Genomic DNA, 16,131 nt, shown 5'->3' with positions numbered 1-16,131 from the left:
CCGGCCGCTGCCCCGCGAAGCCGGCCGCCCGGAGGCGCGAGGGCCGCAACGGGTTTTTCCAAGGCGCGGAGCCTCCAAACGACAAAAAGCACGTTTGAGCGAGGGTGCCCGTCTTCTGGAGCGACAAAAATAACGTTCGAGCGAGGTTTTTGCGCGAAGAAGCACCCTCTCGTCTCCGTCGCCCTCGCTCAAACGTCATTTTTGTCGTGCGCAGGGCGTTTCGATGTTCCGTGAAGGGCTCACGATCCAGAAGTGTTCCCGTCCCATTGTTTTTGCTGCGCTTGATAATCATGAATGGAAGTTCAGTCGAACTGGCCCGCGCGGAGTGTCGGCGGCTCGCCGCGCGGTATGGTGATGCGCCATGAATTTGTATCTCAGTCACATATCAGCCCTCCAGTTCTGGCGCAGGTGGTCTGCGATCCATGCCATCTCCCTACGCACTTTCCATGATTTACGCAAGGTCGATTGTTCGCTGTATCCCAGCCGCCAATACGGTACGACGAATGGGCTGAAATCGTGCATCAGCAGTGTCGATGAGGTACGAGATGTGCTAGGCGGCTGTAATTCCAACTCCGAGGTTCGCAGCTGGATACGGTCATGTGCGGAAGGTGGCGGCTTCCCCATTCACCTTTTGGTTGGGCGGCGTCAGGGAACGAGGAATTCGCAGAAGATTATCCGCCACCGTTCGGGGCTCAGCTACCCTCGCGATTCCTTCGTCAGAGTGGAATCCCACGTCTTCATTTGCTCGCCCGAGGTTGTGTTTGTCCAGATGGCGACGGAACTTTCTTTCGGCGAATTGCTTGCGCTGGGGTACGAACTCTGTGGCTGCTACCCTCTCAATCGCCCGGATAGCGCGGGGTGCGTGCGTCGGCCGCTGACTTCGCCTGCACGGCTCGTTGCCTTCTGCGCGCAGATGGAGAAAGCCCGGTGCGCAAAGATGGCGCGCACTGCCGCGCGGCAAGTGCTTGCCCAATCTGGATCGCCCATGGAAACGGAATTGGCCATAGCGGCATTCACCTCGGTGCGTCGTGGGGGCATGGGGGTTGCTCCGGGTCGTCTCAACGCGCCCATTGCGCTTTCCCAAACGGCGCATCGTGCCACAGGGCTTAATCGTGTGGTCGCCGATTGCTATTGGCGTGAGGCGCGTTTTGCCCTGGAATACGATGGCCGCGAGGCGCACTCCTCGGAGCATCAGAGGATTCACGATTCGCGGAAGCGCGATGCTCTCACGCTGGATGGCATCGAGGTGATGACGATCACTGCACCGCAGTTCCATAATGTGACCCAGAGTATCTCGCTGCTCGATACCGTGGCCCGGCGCATCGGGAAACCGAAGCGGAAGAGAAGTCGTGGGCATGGGCAGAGGCATCTGGCCTTGCGAGCGCAGGCTCGGAAATTCCATCGGGAACAACTCTCGGGGTGCTTCGGGATGTAATGCGCGAGAACGCAGCGGAGCGACGGAACGTGGCCGGTTTGGTGGCGCTTCTGGTGGAGCTGTGGTGCGGCTCCTGTGCGGGATGGGGTGGTGCCGAACTCTTGTGCGCGAAGGAGCAGTGGCAGGGCCTTTTCGGGCTGTAGAGCTCTCGAGCGACAAAAATCACGTTTGAGCGAGGGTGTTCGTCTTCTGGGGCGACAAAAATGACGTTCGAGCGAGGTTTTTGTGCGAAAAACCGCCCTCCCGCCTTCGCCGCCCTCGCTCAAACGTGATTTTTGTCGTTTTGGAATTGAATGAGAGCGGAATCGGTGGCGGAAGGGATGGGAAAGAAACATTGTGTGCCGGAGAGCGCAACGTCTTGGACTTCGATTCGCGATCGAGCAGGAGTGCTCCCTTATCTGAACTGGGGCTCAGGAAAGATACCACGCGGGAACCCAGGGAAGACCCCATGGGCCGCAGCCGGCGGTCCAGCCGATCATGAATATGAAAGCGCTGGCACAGAGAGCGATGGTGGCTAGGGCGACGAGGGCGATGCGTGTCTGGGTTTCCACGCCGACGGTAGAAGCCGCGTCGACCTTAGCGGCAGGGGAGTGGGCACCCATGCTGGTGCTACCGGGATAGTCGTTCGTGCCGGTAGGGGAGGCCGCCTCGGCGGCGAAGGAGCGGGCGCCCGCTTCGGTATTGTTGGGGCAGCCGCTTGCATTGGCGTGGGAAACAGCATTGGCGTGGGCGGCGTCTTTCTCCAAGGTGATGATTATCCAGCAGTACAGCGGAATGATGGGCAGCCACGTATAGGCCGCGTAGCCCATGGACATGACTGTGGCGGCGATCATCACGATGGCGAGCCATGCTGTCGAGAAGACGATCGGTTGCGGTAGCCGCGCCGACAGCGGGCGAGATGCGGAGGCCGCCGAGGGCGCTGCATGCCCTCGGATTTCGATTCGTCTGCCGGCTTCGGAGGATTCCCCATCACCAGCCTCCTCTTTCGGCAAGGAATCCACGGGCGTCGCCTGGAGAACCTCCAGCGCGTCTGCCGCATCCGCCATCGCTGGCAGTTCGGCAGATGCCGAGAGGAGCGCCGGGTCTTCTGCGCTTGCGGCTCCGCTGGCCGCCTCTTTGTTGTCCGTAACCTCGCGGCCGAGCAACTCGTCCACGCTAGTGCCATAAAGGCGCGCCAGGGCTAACAAGTTCACTGTATCGGGAAGGCAGTCGCCGCACTCCCACTTCGACACCGACTGGCGCGATAGGCCCAACCGCGCGGCCAGCTCTTCCTGATTCCAACCAGCGGCCTTGCGCCGTTGCATGAGCCGCTCCGCCACAACGGCACACAGCTCTTCATTAGTGGAGATGGAAAGATGATGTCCGTTCCGGTCCATGGGAAGCTCCTCTCGCTCGGGGGTGCCACCTTCACTCTAGGCTCTCGTCTTCTGTCATGCAACCAACCTCAGTTGGAATCTCGTATCAACCGCGCAACGGGAGGTTGCGGGAGCGCACCTGCGCAGGTGTTCTCGTGGGAGGGTTACCGGCCCGTGTTCTCCGATGTTGGGGGATGGTCGCTTATGGTGATGTGGGGGCGGTGGCGGCGCACGGTTTCGAGAAAAGCGGCCTCGTCTTCGATGGAGAGGGCCTCATCGCCGTAGCGCGTGTGAAGGAAGAGGTAGCGGCTGGCCGTCGGCTTCCACTGGATGGCCGTAAGGGAAGGAGCGCGGCGGGCAATCCAGAGAATGTCGCCGTAGCCTATGCGAGTGCGGTGGAGCCCGAGGCGAACGGTGATTCCGTCTTCGTCGGTGCTCACCTCGTGGATGAGGAGAAGGGGCACGGCGAGGACGTCCGCAACAAGAAGAACCAGCGCGAGCACCCCGATGCCGAGCCACTCGAGGCCCGGCGGCTTGGCTTCCACGAACCCGGCACCCAGCAAGATGATGAAAGGAATGACCACGGCATTCAGGGCAATGATCAGTCCGCGCGTTGCCCAGCTCACGGCAATGGGATGGCGAGACGGGCTCGGCGTGGTGGGCATCACGGCCTCCTTCGGCACGGCAAGGGATGCAGACCATGGTAGCGCAGAAAGGCGGCTTGCGGAATGGCAGAAAGGGTGGGGGTGGCGGCGCACGGTTTCGAGAAAAGCGGCCTCGTCTTCGATGGAGAGGGCCTCATCGCCGTAGCGCGTGTGAAGGAAGAGGTAGCGGCTGGTCGTCGGCGGGGGGGGGCGCCGCCGAAACTCTAGTACTTCTCCCAGAGGCGCAGCTCCAGGTAGGAGGCGGTGACGCAGGCGATGAAGCCGATGATGATGAGGGCGAAGACGACGTTGGCGGCCTTGGGGCTCAAGAGTGAGAAGCCCTCGCAGACCAAGGGGAAGATGACCCAGACGTAGATCATGGCGGCCAGGCCGATGAAGAAATCGTTCACGAGCCAGGCCTGGCCGAACACGTTGCCCGGCAGTTGGGAGTTGTCCCAGAAGGGGTACTCGCCGGTGACGGGGTCGGGCTGGTTGATGAGCCAGCCCATGACCAGCTCCAGCACCATGGCGATGATGATGGCCAGAACGAGGGATTCCAGAAACGCGCCCCAGAGCGTCTTGCGACGGAGGATCAGCCGCTCCTTCAGAGGCTCGATGAGCAGCGTCATGAATACGGCGCCGAAGCCGTAGACCCAGTAGGGATGGTACCACGGGTCGGTCCACACGGCGTAATCGTCGGCCACGATGCCGAAGTATTGGTCCATAAACCAGCAGTAAGGCATCTCCAGCCAATGGCCCACCAGGCAGCACAGGCAGAAGCACACGAGCAGCGCGCGCCAGAACTCCCAGGTGCGGGGAGCAAAGTAGCCGATCTCGTCGTGCTCGGTCAGCTTATGGAACGTGAGGATGGCCATAGGGGCTTCTTCTCTCGGGTGGTCGATGGGTTCAGGGTACTCCGTCGCCGGCCGTTTCGCGGCGCCATAGCCGAGCCTTTAACTCACCGTTGCCGCCATGTTGCCGAATGCGGCGAGGGGGCATGCGATGCCGCGTGCCGGCAGCCGGCACGAGATCAAGTGCGGGATCGGACGCGGAATCGGGCGCAACGCCCCGAACGAGACCAGGCGCGACACTGGGGGCGAGACCGGGTGCGAGGCCGCGGGCGAAACCGGACGCGGAATCGGGCGCGAGCGGTGCTGTGTTTCCGAAATTGCACTTTCCGTGCAGTAAACTCCGCGAAGTAGACACGCAGAGGGGACAAGAGGCCCGGGGCATGGGTTTCCGCTTAATGCGAAAGACGCTGAACAGGCGTTTTTCCCACGTCGCTTCGCGATTTCTCGTAGCAGCGAAACGAGGCATCTATTTCGCGGCGTTTGCTGCACAAAACCCGCTGGTTTGGGCGCACGGAATGTTTCCGCTCGCGGGATCCGTCAAATCGTGGTACGCTGCTCGGCGAAGCAAGCGTGCTGTGACTGACGGGTAATCGCGGGCAACCGCGGGGGAGCAGCGCGTTCATTTCCGCCGACCGTCTGGGCAAGCTCACCTGCAAGGGTGGCTTGCCCTTTTTCATGGGCGGAATGCGGAAGAGGGCGGAGGCCGCAAGCGCCGACCGCGCAATATGCAAGCGCCGACCGCGCAACGTGAGAGAAAGGGAAGCCTATGCAGAACCTCGTCGAGTTGCTGGAGAACAACCCCTACCCGGGCCGCGGCATCGTGGTGGGCAAGGACGCCGTGTACTACTTCATCATGGGGCGCAGCCAGAACAGCCGCAACCGCATCTTCGCCGTGGAGCCCGACGGCATCCGCACCGAGGCCCACGACCCGGCCCTGCTGGAGGATCCGAGCCTTATCATCTACCATCCCGTGCGCACCATGGGCGACGCGCTCGTGGTCACCAACGGCGATCAGACAGACACCATCGTGGAGGCGGGCGACTTCCGCGCCGGCTGCATGGCCCGCGCCTACGAGCCCGATGCGCCGAACTTCACCCCGCGCATCTCGGCCATCGTGAAGCCGGACGGCTCCTTCGAGATGTCCATCCTGAAGCACGGTGCCGACGACCGCTGCATCCGCGAGTTCTTTGCCTACGAGGGCGTCGACGAGGGGTGCGGCTACTTCATCAGCACCTACCAGGGCGACGGCAATCCGCTGCCCACCTTCGCCGGCGAGCCCATCCCCGTCGCGCTGCCGACCGCCGACGCGCTGTGGGCGGCCCTGAACGACGAGAACAAGGTGAGCCTCTACGCCAACGTGAACGGTAGCGTCACCCTCTACAACAAGAACCTCGGGGACTAAGCGGCGAATCCCGTTCGCCGCGTTTCAGCCAAGGTTGAGCGCAGAGGGGCGCGGGGTGGTGCTCACCAAGCGAGTTCCGCAGCGAACGAAACAGTCCAGTGGACTGTTTCGCCGAGCGAGGACTGTTTGAGCGACTGAGCATTACCCCGCGGCCCGACCCCGACGACTTACGACAACGAAGGAGAGATCATGAACGAACTGGAACTGAAGTACGGCTGCAATCCTAACCAGAAGCCGTCGCGCATCTTCATGAAGGATGGTAGCGACCTGCCCATTGAGGTGCTGAACGGCAAGCCCGGCTTCATCAACTTCCTCGACGCCTTCAACTCCTGGCAGCTCGTGAAGGAGCTGAAGGAGGCCACGGGGCTGCCCGCCGCCGCCTCGTTCAAGCACGTGTCTCCGGCCGGCGCTGCCGTGGGGCACCCGCTGTCCGACACCGACCGTGCCATGTACTTCGTGGAAGAGGAGGGCGAGCTGTCGCCCATCGCCTGCGCCTACATTCGCGCCCGCGGTGCTGACCGTCTGTGCTCCTATGGCGACTGGGCCGCGCTGTCCGATGTGTGCGACGCCGATGTGGCCCGCTACCTGGCCGGCGAGGTGTCCGACGGCATCATCGCCCCGGGCTACACCGATGAGGCTCTGGAGATTCTGAAGACCAAGCGCAAGGGCTCCTTCAACGTGGTGCAGATCGACCCGGACTACGTGCCGGCCGAGACCGAGCTGAAGGACGTGTTCGGCATCACTTTCGAGCAGGGCCACAACAACTTTGAGATCAACGAGGCGCTGCTGGAAAACGTGGTAACTGAGAACAAGGAGATTCCGGAGTCCGCGAAGATCGACATGATCGTGGCCCTCATCACGCTGAAGTACACCCAGTCCAATTCCGTGTGCTACGTGAAGGACGGCCAGGCCATCGGCGTGGGCGCGGGCCAGCAGAGCCGCATCCACTGCACCCGTCTGGCCGGCAACAAGGCCGACAACTGGTGGCTGCGCCAGCATCCGCGCGTGCTGGGACTGCCCTTCGTGGAGGGCATCCGCCGTCCCGACCGCGACAACGCCATCGACGTGTACATCTCCGACGAGTGGGAGGACGTGCTGGCCGACGGCGAGTGGCAGCGCGTGTTCACTGAGCGCCCCGAGCCGCTGACTCGCGAGGAGAAGAAGGCCTGGATCGCCGAGATGAGCGGCGTGACCGTGGGCTCGGACGCATTCTTCCCCTTTGGCGACAACGTGGAGCGCGCCCGCAAGTCCGGCGTGGCCTACATCGCCGAGCCCGGCGGCTCCATCCGCGACGACAACGTGATCGAGGTGGCGAACAAGTACGGCATCGCCATGGCCTTCACGGGCATGCGTCTGTTCCATCACTAGGATGTTCCGTCGTTGCGTCAGCAACGACGGGAGCGCCGATGCTGCGGCTCCGACCGGCACCCGGCCTTGCCATTCAGCGCTTTCCCTCGCAGCCGTAAGGCTGCTCGGTCGCGTTTCAGGGCAATGCCGGGCACTGGTCGGAGCCTCGCTGTCTTTTTGGGCGAACCTACGGGTCGGTAATCTCTCCCGATAAAGACATTTCTTCTGCTACACTGGGGAAACCTTGTGGAAGGGAGGCTCCATGCGCATTATCAGCCGCGAGGACCAGGAGCAGCGGGAGCGCGCCGTGCTGGCGGATGACGCCGCCTGCGCCGCCGACAGCGAGGGTCGGGCCCGGTCAAGCAGCCCCGATGCCCTGCGCACCGACTACCAGCGCGACCGTGACAAGATCCTGCACGCGAAGTCGTTCCGCCGCCTGTCCCATAAAACCCAGGTATTTCTCGCCTCCGAGGGCGATCATTTCCGCACGCGGCTCACTCACACGCTGGAAGTGGCCCAGATCGCCCGCACTATCACCCGCGCCCTCGGGCTGAACGAGGACCTGACCGAGGCCATCTCCCTCGGCCACGACTTGGGCCACACCCCCTTCGGCCACACCGGCGAAGCGGCGCTCTCAGCGGCCCTGGCGCGCCATAAGGGCATCGATCCGGAAAGCCCGGCGGCGGGGCGGCTCTATCGCCACAACGAGCAGTCGGTGCGCGTGGTGGAGCGCATCGAGAACGGTGGCGCGGGCCTGAACCTCACTTTCGAGGTGCGCGACGGCATCCTGAACCACACGGGGAACCTGCGAGCCGAAACCTTGGAAGGGCGCATCGTGGGCACGGCCGACCGCATCGCCTACGTGAACCACGACATCGACGACGCCATCCGCGCGGGCGTCCTGTGCGAGGCCGATCTGCCCGCCACCACCCACGCGGTGCTCGGGGCCGATCATTCCGCCCGCATCGAGACCCTGGTGCGCGACATGGTGGAGACCTCGGCGGCCACCGGCGACATCGCCATGAGCGAGCCGGTGTGGGACGCCATGATGGAGCTGCGGGCGTTTTTGTTCGCCCGTGTGTACACCGCCGAGCCCGTGATGGCCGAGGTGGAGAAGGCGACGCACCTGATCGGGAACTTATTCGACTACTACGCGGCCCATATCGAGGAAGTGCCCGAGGACTACCGCGCCATTTCCGAGGGCGACGATTTGCGGGCCGTGACCGACTACATCGCCGGCATGACCGACCGCTACGCTACGGCCACCTACCAGCGCCTGTTCATTCCCCACGCCCTGTCCTACTAGCCGGTGGAAAGGGCCGCGGGGTTCGCCAGCGGTCGCCGCAACGGCAGCGTCCTAGGAGCCGGATCCGGAATGACCCGGTCCGCGGGGAATATCGGGGGCTGGACGTCGCCGTCGGGCCAGGGCCCCCACGATGCGGGCGGCGGCCAGTCCGGCGAGAATGCCCACCGCCATGCCGGCCAGTACGTCGGTGGGGTAGTGCACGTAGCAGTACATGCGCGAGAGCCCCATGAGCACGGCGGCCGCGGTCACCCCGGCCACCAGGCCTGCGGGGGCCTTGGGATCGCGGGCGAACCAGAGGGCGGCCGCGGCGGCGAAGGCGGCCGTGGTGTGCCCCGAGGGGAACGACGAGCCGTGGGGCCGGGGGATGATGAGCTGCACGGCCGGGTTCACGTCGCAGGGCCGGGGGCGCATGAGCAGGGGCTTTATGGTGAGGTTCGTTATCACCGCTCCCAGGGCCACGGCCACGAGCACACCTGCGCCCGCCTTGCGGGTGCGGCGGAAGCACAGCAGCACGATGCCGAGCAGTATCCAGAGCTCCCCGGTATTGCTCGTGCTGGTGAAGGCCGCCACGATGGGGTCGAGCCAGGGGGTGTGCCAGGTCTGCATGGCATCTAAGATGGCGAGTTCGTTCACAAATCTCCCTTCGTTGTCGTTGAAATCCTAGCGGAAGCAGCGTTTGGGGGCAACCATCGGCGTTTCCGCGCTGTCCTCTGGCCCGCGCCAGACAATGGCCCGATGAAGGGCGGTAGGTCCATCGCCGGCAAGAATGCCGCCGGCTACGCGAAGTAGGCTCCCGCGGTAAAATATCGGTAACCAAGTTGGCGGGGCGTCCCCCTTGGGGCGCCCCGCTTTCGCGAATGCGCTATAGTGGGACAGCCTGCGGGGCGCGGTTTCTTTCCCTTGCGCCGTTTCCCCGGGCCTGGTCGTTTGGAAGGAGATGCCGTGGGCGATCCCGTTATCGCAGGCGTGCTCATCGCGCTTGCTGTGCCGTTTCTGGGGAATACTCTGGGAGCGGCCCTCGTGTTCCTCATGCGCCACGGTATGTCCGAGCGCTTCACTAAGGCACTTCTGGGCTTTGCGGCCGGCGTCATGATCGCTGCCAGCGTATGGAGCCTCATCACCCCGGCCCTGGAGGCGGCCGAGGGAGGGCCGGTGCCCGCCTGGGTGCCCGTGGCCGTGGGCTTTCTCGGTGGCATGGTGCTGCTGCTGGCCATCGACGAGGTCACGCCCCATCTGCACATTGGCGCCGAGGAGCCGGAGGGCCCGGCCTCCACGCTGAAGAAGCCCACCATGATGCTGGCGGCCCTGGCCATTCATAACCTGCCCGAGGGCATGGCCGTGGGCGTGGTGCTCGCGGGCTTTCTGGCGGGGGATCCCACCATCACCCTGGCCTCGGTGGCGGCCCTGTCCCTGGGCATCGCCATCCAGAACGTGCCCGAGGGGGCCATCGTGTCCCTGCCGCTCACAAGCAACGGCCTGTCGCGGCCCCGGGCGTTTCTGGCCGGTACCCTGTGCGGGGCCGTGGAGCCGCTGGGCGCCGTGCTCATGGTGGCCATCACGGGGCTCGTGACTCCGCTTCTGCCCTACGTGCTGGCCTTCGCCGCCGGGGCCATGATGTACGTGGTCACCGAGGAGCTGATCCCCCAGACCCAGCAGGGCCGCCACACCAACATCGGCACCATCGGCGTGGCCTTGGGCTTCGTGCTCATGATGGTGCTCGACGTGGCCCTCGGGTAGAGGCCCTTAACCCAGCAGCATCGGCACGAGGTACAGAAGGGCCACGATGGCGCAGGCGGCGGCCACGACGATCTTCCAGAGGCGGTACTCGCGGTCCATCTTCGCGGCTTCCTCGGCTCCGGGCACCTCATCGGCGCCGGGCAGGGCCTCGGCCACCGACACGGGGGCGGGCTTGCCGTAGCGGGCCTGGCAGATGAAGAACACGACGAGGCCGAGCACACACCAGGCAGCGCCCACCACGAGAGGCTCGGTACCCAGCTGGCTCATCATGATCGCGTAGATGACGATGGACACCGGCACGCCCACGGCCAGTCCCGGCACGCGGAAGGGACGGGCGAGGTCGGGCATGCGGCGGCGCAGTCCCCAGGCGGCGGCGATGCCGATGATGTAGTAGAACAAGTCGGCGAACAGCGACAGCGACGCGATGAAGTCCAGGGTGGAGGTGGCCACGAGCAGGATCGAGAGGGCGCCCAGGGCGATGATGGCCACGTAGGGGGTGCGGAAGCGCGGGTGCACCTTCGCGAACACGCGGGGCATGGCGCCGTCGCGGGCCATGGTGAACAGATAGCGCGGCGGCACGGCGATGGAGGCGTTCAGGGTGGAGAAGTCGCCGCCGAAGGCCACGCCGAGGGCTAGAAGCAGCAGCGGCAGCCCCAGAATGCCCGCCGAGATCATGGCTTCGGCATAGGGGGCGGCGGCCTCGGCCAGGCCGGGGATGGCGTCGAGGGGCGTGATGCCCACGAGGAACCACTGGAAGGCCCCGTTCACCGCGAAGATGATGAAGGGGGCGAGCTTCAAGGCCCGGGGGATGTTGATGGAGGGGTAGCGAATCTCCTCGCCCATGCCGCAGCAGGTCTCGAAGCCGGCGAAGCACCACCAGATCATGGCCACGGCGGCGATGAACCCGAAGGCGTCCATGGAGCCGAGGAACTCCGGCGTGGTCACGAACACCGGCAGGTTCACGGCGGGGATCATGGTGAAAAACCAGATGACGGCCACGCCCCAGAAGAAGAACATGAAGCCGTTCTGCAAGCGGCCGGTAATCTGCACGCCGCGCACGTTGGTGACGATGAACAGCGCGAGCGCGATGCAGGCCAGCACGACGTCGGGCACGGGCAGCTCGATGCCGATGGCGAGGAAGATGGTTTTGAAATAGTAGGCGAAGGCCAGCGACTCGCCGCCGGTCACCGCCACGAGCGAGATGATGAAGTTCCAGCCGGCGAGCATGCCGAGGGGCCGGCCGAGTCCCAAGCCCGCGTACTGGTAAGTGCCGCCGGCGTAGGGGAGGGCGGCGCCCATTTCCGCGTACAGCAGGGCCGGGTACACCGACACGAGCATAGCTACCAAAGTGGCGATGATGACCGCCGGGCCCATGAGGCCCACGATGTTGCCGCCGGTGGTGAACAGGCCCACGCCGATGACGGTGCCCACGGTGATGGTGATGGCCTCGCGCAGGCCGAATTGGCGGCGCAGGGTAGGGGGCGTGGCAGAGGGGTTATTGTCGTCGTAGGGTGCGCTCATGGCGGGCTCCTCTCGCGAGCGGGCGAAGCGCGTTGCCGGGGCGTGCGACGGGCGCTCCGGCAACGCGGCACCGACGGTTCGTCAATGCGTCCGATACTATAGTACTCTACTGTAATAAAGTAAAGGAAGGAGCTGAGGTTTAATCGGGGGGAAACAAAGCAAGGTTGCCTCGCCGCCCAGTTCACGGTCAGGCTACGGCTTTCCCCATGTTCCGTGACAAGGGGGCGCTGCACCGCGCGGGGTCGTGCGCCAGCGCGTAGGCTCCTTCTTGTGCCTCGTGCGCGTCCGTGCGCGGGGAAATTCCACGCGACTAAGGAGCCCACCATGGCAGAGACAACTCCGTCCTTTACCGTAACCATGAACGACGGCGCGAAGCCCGCGGCCGCCCAGCCGGTGCCCGAGCCGGCCAGCAAGGCGATGACCTGGACCAACGGCAAGCAGACCGTCAAGTACACCACCACCGCCGAGCTGCTGCCGCTGCATACCGACGACGGCACCCTCATCGGGCACATGTTCGCCCTGTCCTACGTCAGCGATGCGAAGGACAAGACCGACCGTCCCGTCACCTTCTGCTGGAATGGCGGCCCGGGCGGCTCGTCGGCCATGGTGAACATCGGCGGCCTCGGCCCGCGCCGCGTGCCCATCAACACCTTGAAGCAGCTGCCGTGCCCCACCGTGCCCGAGGATAACCCCTATTCGCTGCTGCCCACCACCGACCTGGTGTACCTGGACGCCATGGGCACCGGCTACTCCCAGGTGGCCAAGGACTACGACCCGAAGAAGGTCTGGGGCGTCGACGGTGACGCGGACGCCTTCATGCGCGGCATCGCCCAGTGGCTCACCACCCACGAGCGCTGGAACACCCCCCTGTACCTGTATGGCGAGTCCTACGGCACCATGCGCAACTCGGTGCTCATGCGCGTGCTCGGCGAGCGCGGCATCGCGCTGACCGGCGTCATCGAGCAGTCCTCCATCCTGGACTACGCGCCCACCCTGGCCGGTAACGACCTGTACTACATGGGCATGCTGCCGGTGTACGCCGCCACGGCCAACTACTTCGGGAAGGCCGGCGCCGGCGTGGACCAGTTCGAGTGGTTTAACAAGGCGTGGAAGTTCGTGGACGAGAAGTACGGCCGCGCCCTCATCGCGAGCGACTCCATCACCCCGGCCGAGGAGCATGAGCTGGCTGTGGAGATGAGCGAGCTCATCGGCCTGCCCGTGGAGTTCATCGAGAAGCGCCATCTGCGCATCGAGCTGGACACCTTCCGCAAGAACATCATGGCCGACGAGGGCCTGTTCACGGGTCGCTACGACACCCGCTTCACCGAGCCGGCCTACATGGACGTGCAGGGCGACAACGAGTTCTTCGCCGGCGAGGATCCCTCGGGCGACGCCATCATGACTCCCGATCAGTCCGCGTGGATGAAGCTCGTGCAGGAAACCGGCTTTAAGGGCTCGTCCATTAACATGCTGCTGTCCATGAAGGTGAACGAGGAGTGGAACTGGACCCATCAGGCCCCTGGCACCATGGGCAGCCCCGTGTGTCCGAACACCGCCTACGACATGGGCACGGCCCTGCGCCGCAACCCGTTCTGCCGCGTGCTGTTCTTCGGCGGCATCCACGATGCGGCCACGCCGTTCTGGAACGTGAAGCACTCCATCTCGAAGATGTTCATGCCCGCCTCCATCACCGACCGCATCGAGTACAAGGTGCACGAGAACGGGCACATGGCCTACGAGGACCTGCCCACCCTGGAGAAGATGATCCCCGAGCTGGAGGCCTTCTACGAGAAGCGCCACGAGGCCTAAAGTATCCGCATCGCCTCGTGCGCCGCGCATCGTCGCAGGCGTGAGGCGGCGCCTGAGCATAGCTGCATGAGAAGGGCCGCCGACCGGTGAAAAGGTCGGCGGCCCTTGTGCGTGCGGGTGGAGGCATGGGGGATGCGAGTGCGCGGGTTCCGCCGCGGGGCCGCTGGGCTGCCTCGCGCCGCCTCGTGCGTGCCCTTAGCTCCCCAGTCTTGCCGTGCCCGTGGCCGGCCCTAGCGCTCGCGGGCCCAGCGCTCACTCTCGTCGTACCACATGAACAGCTCGTAGACGCGCAGGCTCGGGGCCATGATGTAGGTTTCGGGGGAGAAGCCGAAGGCGGGGCTCGTGCCTTTCATCACGCTGGTGCCGAGGAGCATCTCGGCCGTGGCCTGGCTGCGGCGGCAATCGGCGGCGATGCGAGCCGCCTCGTCGGGATGTTCCTCGAGCCACATCTCAGCCTGGGCCTCCACGAAGGGCATTTCCCCGAGCAGGGCCTCGCGGCGCAGTTCACGCAGCTCGTCGATGCGGTCGTAGTAGTCGATGCGTACGCGTGGGGTGCGCACCCCCTCGGTTACGTAGAGGCGCACCAGCTCCATGGGCATGCGCTGGGCCAGATCGTGCAGGGCCGTGTTGAATTCGCGGGATTTCCGCCAGGTGGAACGGGCGAAGGCAACTTCCGTCGTCGTCATGAGGGCTCCTCGGGGTCGTTTGAGCTGCGTCTGAAGCCAACGTGCCCACTATAGCACGCTCGAAACGCGTATTCTGGCTTGAAAAACACGACTTTGGGACGGAAAGCGGCACAAAAGAGGTGTCTCCGTATTACAGCGGCGGCATTTTCCCAGGTAGCGTATGACAAGGAAGCGTAAAGGGCGCTCGTGTGGTACCAAGGTCGTGCTTTCCAAGCCAAAAAACCGAAATCCAGCACGCGATGGCTGGATTTCGGCAGGGAGGGCTGGGAAGTTAATCGCAGGGGGCGCGTTTTCGAGAGCGCCCTTTGCGGCGAGGCGGCCAGTCTGTCTTAGGCGGCACCAGCCAGCAGCTTGGCCACGTGACGGCCCTCAACGGAGCTGCGACCGCAGGCCACGCCCACGATGTACTCGGGGTAGTTGCCCGAGAAGAAGCTGCCGGACACGTCGCCGGCCGCATAGAGGCCCTCGATGACGTTCAGTCCTTCGTCGAGCACCTGGCAGTTCTCGTTGATGCGCAGGCCGTCGATGGTGGTGAGCAGGCTTCCGCCGAACCAGCAGCCGTAGAACGGCGCCTGGCGAATGGCGGACAGACGGTAGGCCTCTTTGCCGAAGTCCTCGTCTTCTTGCTTATCGAAGAAGCCGTTGTAGCGCTCCACCTCGGCGAGGAAGTTGTCCTTGTCCTGATCGGCGAAACCGAGCATGTCGGCCAGTTCCTCCAAGGTGTCGGCCTTCATGAGGATGCCGGACTCCTGGGAGGCGGCGGTGTACTCGTCGAAGGTCATGCCCATCTCGATGTAGGGCACCACGCGCGAGCAACCCACGGTTTCAAAGCGCACCATGTCGTCCATCATGTTGCTGTCGTACACCTGGCACCACACGCCGCCGGGCTGGTAGGTGGCGGCGAAGCAGACGAAGTCGTAGGGGGTGGACTCGTTGGCGAAGCGCTGGCCGTGGCGGTTCACCTTCATGAAGGGCTGGCTGCCGATGTTCTCCTGGAAGATGTTGCCACGGAACACCGCCGACTCGTCGGTGCCCTCGTAACCGGCATCTACGCCGGGGGCCACGGCACCGCGGTCGAAGACCATGGGGGCGGCGTCCTTGTCCTTGGAGGCACCGGCCCACAGCCCCGCCTTAATGCCGTCTCCGGTGCAGGTGGGGTTGAAGCTGGAAGCGGTGCAGCAGGCCACGGCGGAGGGTTGGAGCGCCTGCATCATTACCGGATTGGCCGCATAGCCGCCGGTGGCGAGCAGAGTGTTCTTGGCGTTGACCTGCTTCATGCCCTCGGCGGTCTCGAAGATGGCACCGGTCACCTTGCCATCGCCATGGAGCAGCTTCACCATCTTGTGCTCAAAGAGGATCTCGTGCCCTTGGCCGGCCAGGCGCTCGGCAATGACGTCGTTGCGGGTCGGCGGCACGTAGGAGGGCTCCCACAGGTGCTGCACGTAGGGTACGTAGTAATCGGTGCCGCCGGTGGCGTGGGCGGGCGGCATATCCAGCATGACCTCCTTGCCGGCGTCCTTCATGACCTCGGTCACCCAGTCCACGTACTCGGCGGAATCGTCGATCCAGCGCTTGATGAGCTTCTGGTTGCACTTGCCCGAGGCGTAACGGGTCAGCTCGTTCAAGAGCTTCGGGCGGTCGATGGTCACGTTGTTGGCCTTGGCGTAGGCGGTGTCCACGCCGCCCAGGTACTCGCGGGTCTCGGGAACTTGATTGCTCTTATCGCAGACGATGAAATTGAGCCCCAGGTCGGCCGCAGCGCCGGCCGCGGCCAGCCCCGCCGTGCCCGCGCCGATGATAAGAAAGTCGGTGTCCAGGGTCTCCACGATATCGCCCTCGGCAACCTCCGGCTCAACGCCGAGCCAGTCGGCGGCGGTGGGGGCATCGGTTGCGGCGCCCGTCTCGCCGAGGTTCTTCTCGGGAGCGGTTTGGGGCGCGCAGCCCGCCAGGCCCATGGCGCCGACGGCCGCTACGGCACCCAGGCCGAGGAAGTCGCGGCGGTTCAGTTGCATAGATGTGTTGCTCATTGATCCCTCCT

13 protein-coding genes and 1 riboswitch are annotated in these 16,131 nt (G+C 64.7%); of the genes, 6 read left to right on the top strand and 7 right to left on the bottom strand.

Annotated elements, in window-relative coordinates; all coding sequences use genetic code 11:
- The first annotated feature begins 361 nt into the window (after positions 1 to 361).
- Positions 362 to 1,435 (top strand): hypothetical protein, encoded by a 1,074-nt coding sequence (locus ACTOXK_RS01710; protein ID WP_482277245.1) that lies wholly within the window; start codon positions 362 to 364, stop codon positions 1,433 to 1,435.
- A gap of 410 nt (positions 1,436 to 1,845) precedes the next feature.
- Here the strand turns inward: ACTOXK_RS01710 and ACTOXK_RS01705 are convergent, their stop codons facing one another.
- The 3 genes from ACTOXK_RS01705 to ACTOXK_RS01695 form a co-directional block, all read right to left on the bottom strand.
- Entirely contained in the window at positions 1,846 to 2,811 is a 966-nt protein-coding gene (locus tag ACTOXK_RS01705; protein ID WP_482277243.1) for a helix-turn-helix domain-containing protein, read from the bottom strand.
- 143 nt (positions 2,812 to 2,954) lie between these two features.
- Positions 2,955 to 3,455, bottom strand: coding sequence for a hypothetical protein (locus tag ACTOXK_RS01700; RefSeq protein ID WP_482277242.1), 501 nt, complete (start codon positions 3,453 to 3,455; stop codon positions 2,955 to 2,957).
- Positions 3,456 to 3,658: 203 nt separating this feature from the next.
- Complete coding sequence (locus ACTOXK_RS01695; protein WP_482277241.1) at positions 3,659 to 4,309, bottom strand: putative ABC transporter permease; 651 nt, start codon at positions 4,307 to 4,309, stop codon at positions 3,659 to 3,661.
- Positions 4,310 to 4,850: 541 nt separating this feature from the next.
- A riboswitch (ZMP/ZTP riboswitch) is annotated at positions 4,851 to 4,934 on the top strand.
- A 117-nt stretch (positions 4,935 to 5,051) separates the two neighbouring features.
- On the opposite strand from ACTOXK_RS01695, the gene ACTOXK_RS01690 reads away from it, so the two are divergent.
- From ACTOXK_RS01690 to ACTOXK_RS01680, 3 genes are all read left to right on the top strand, one after another.
- Positions 5,052 to 5,687, top strand: coding sequence for an IMP cyclohydrolase (locus ACTOXK_RS01690; protein ID WP_482277240.1), 636 nt, complete (start codon positions 5,052 to 5,054; stop codon positions 5,685 to 5,687).
- A 189-nt stretch (positions 5,688 to 5,876) separates the two neighbouring features.
- Positions 5,877 to 7,055 (top strand): phosphoribosylaminoimidazolecarboxamide formyltransferase, encoded by a 1,179-nt coding sequence (locus ACTOXK_RS01685; RefSeq protein ID WP_482277239.1) that lies wholly within the window; start codon positions 5,877 to 5,879, stop codon positions 7,053 to 7,055.
- Between the two features lie 241 nt (positions 7,056 to 7,296).
- Positions 7,297 to 8,340, top strand: coding sequence for a deoxyguanosinetriphosphate triphosphohydrolase (locus tag ACTOXK_RS01680; protein ID WP_482277238.1), 1,044 nt, complete (start codon positions 7,297 to 7,299; stop codon positions 8,338 to 8,340).
- Between the two features lie 51 nt (positions 8,341 to 8,391).
- Here the strand turns inward: ACTOXK_RS01680 and ACTOXK_RS01675 are convergent, their stop codons facing one another.
- Positions 8,392 to 8,973, bottom strand: a complete 582-nt coding sequence (locus ACTOXK_RS01675; protein WP_482277237.1) for a phosphatase PAP2 family protein — start codon at positions 8,971 to 8,973, stop codon at positions 8,392 to 8,394.
- A 309-nt stretch (positions 8,974 to 9,282) separates the two neighbouring features.
- Here ACTOXK_RS01675 and ACTOXK_RS01670 point away from each other — a divergent pair, with 309 nt between their 5' ends.
- Entirely contained in the window at positions 9,283 to 10,077 is a 795-nt protein-coding gene (locus ACTOXK_RS01670) for a ZIP family metal transporter (RefSeq protein WP_482277236.1), read from the top strand.
- 6 nt (positions 10,078 to 10,083) lie between these two features.
- Here the strand turns inward: ACTOXK_RS01670 and ACTOXK_RS01665 are convergent, their stop codons facing one another.
- Positions 10,084 to 11,598, bottom strand: a complete 1,515-nt coding sequence (locus ACTOXK_RS01665) for an APC family permease (RefSeq protein ID WP_482277235.1) — start codon at positions 11,596 to 11,598, stop codon at positions 10,084 to 10,086.
- Positions 11,599 to 11,922: 324 nt separating this feature from the next.
- Here ACTOXK_RS01665 and ACTOXK_RS01660 point away from each other — a divergent pair, with 324 nt between their 5' ends.
- Entirely contained in the window at positions 11,923 to 13,407 is a 1,485-nt protein-coding gene (locus ACTOXK_RS01660) for a S10 family peptidase (RefSeq protein ID WP_482277234.1), read from the top strand.
- A gap of 230 nt (positions 13,408 to 13,637) precedes the next feature.
- On the opposite strand, the gene ACTOXK_RS01655 is transcribed toward ACTOXK_RS01660, so the two are convergent.
- Positions 13,638 to 14,093: a hypothetical protein gene (locus ACTOXK_RS01655; RefSeq protein ID WP_482277233.1), complete on the bottom strand. Its 456-nt coding sequence runs from the start codon at positions 14,091 to 14,093 to the stop codon at positions 13,638 to 13,640.
- Positions 14,094 to 14,422: 329 nt separating this feature from the next.
- Positions 14,423 to 16,120, bottom strand: a complete 1,698-nt coding sequence (locus tag ACTOXK_RS01650; protein ID WP_482277232.1) for an FAD-binding protein — start codon at positions 16,118 to 16,120, stop codon at positions 14,423 to 14,425.
- Positions 16,121 to 16,131 lie beyond the last annotated feature (11 nt).

This window comes from Adlercreutzia sp. (assembly GCF_056795635.1).
The sequence above is the reverse complement of the archived record's forward strand: the minus strand, read 5'-3'. Positions and strand labels throughout refer to the sequence as shown.

Bases quoted from the DNA above. Each gene is read 5' to 3' on its own strand.
- ACTOXK_RS01685 (WP_482277239.1), top strand. From the start codon at position 5,877: ATGAACGAACTGGAACTGAAGTACGGCTGCAATCCTAACCAGAAGCCG.
- ACTOXK_RS01700 (WP_482277242.1), bottom strand. From the start codon at position 3,455: ATGCCCACCACGCCGAGCCCGTCTCGCCATCCCATTGCCGTGAGCTGG.
- ACTOXK_RS01655 (WP_482277233.1), bottom strand. From the start codon at position 14,093: ATGACGACGACGGAAGTTGCCTTCGCCCGTTCCACCTGGCGGAAATCC.
- ACTOXK_RS01665 (WP_482277235.1), bottom strand. From the start codon at position 11,598: ATGAGCGCACCCTACGACGACAATAACCCCTCTGCCACGCCCCCTACC.
- ACTOXK_RS01690 (WP_482277240.1), top strand. From the start codon at position 5,052: ATGCAGAACCTCGTCGAGTTGCTGGAGAACAACCCCTACCCGGGCCGC.
- ACTOXK_RS01680 (WP_482277238.1), top strand. From the start codon at position 7,297: ATGCGCATTATCAGCCGCGAGGACCAGGAGCAGCGGGAGCGCGCCGTG.
- ACTOXK_RS01660 (WP_482277234.1), top strand. From the start codon at position 11,923: ATGGCAGAGACAACTCCGTCCTTTACCGTAACCATGAACGACGGCGCG.
- ACTOXK_RS01705 (WP_482277243.1), bottom strand. From the start codon at position 2,811: ATGGACCGGAACGGACATCATCTTTCCATCTCCACTAATGAAGAGCTG.
- ACTOXK_RS01710 (WP_482277245.1), top strand. From the start codon at position 362: ATGAATTTGTATCTCAGTCACATATCAGCCCTCCAGTTCTGGCGCAGG.
- ACTOXK_RS01695 (WP_482277241.1), bottom strand. From the start codon at position 4,309: ATGGCCATCCTCACGTTCCATAAGCTGACCGAGCACGACGAGATCGGC.
- ACTOXK_RS01650 (WP_482277232.1), bottom strand. From the start codon at position 16,120: ATGAGCAACACATCTATGCAACTGAACCGCCGCGACTTCCTCGGCCTG.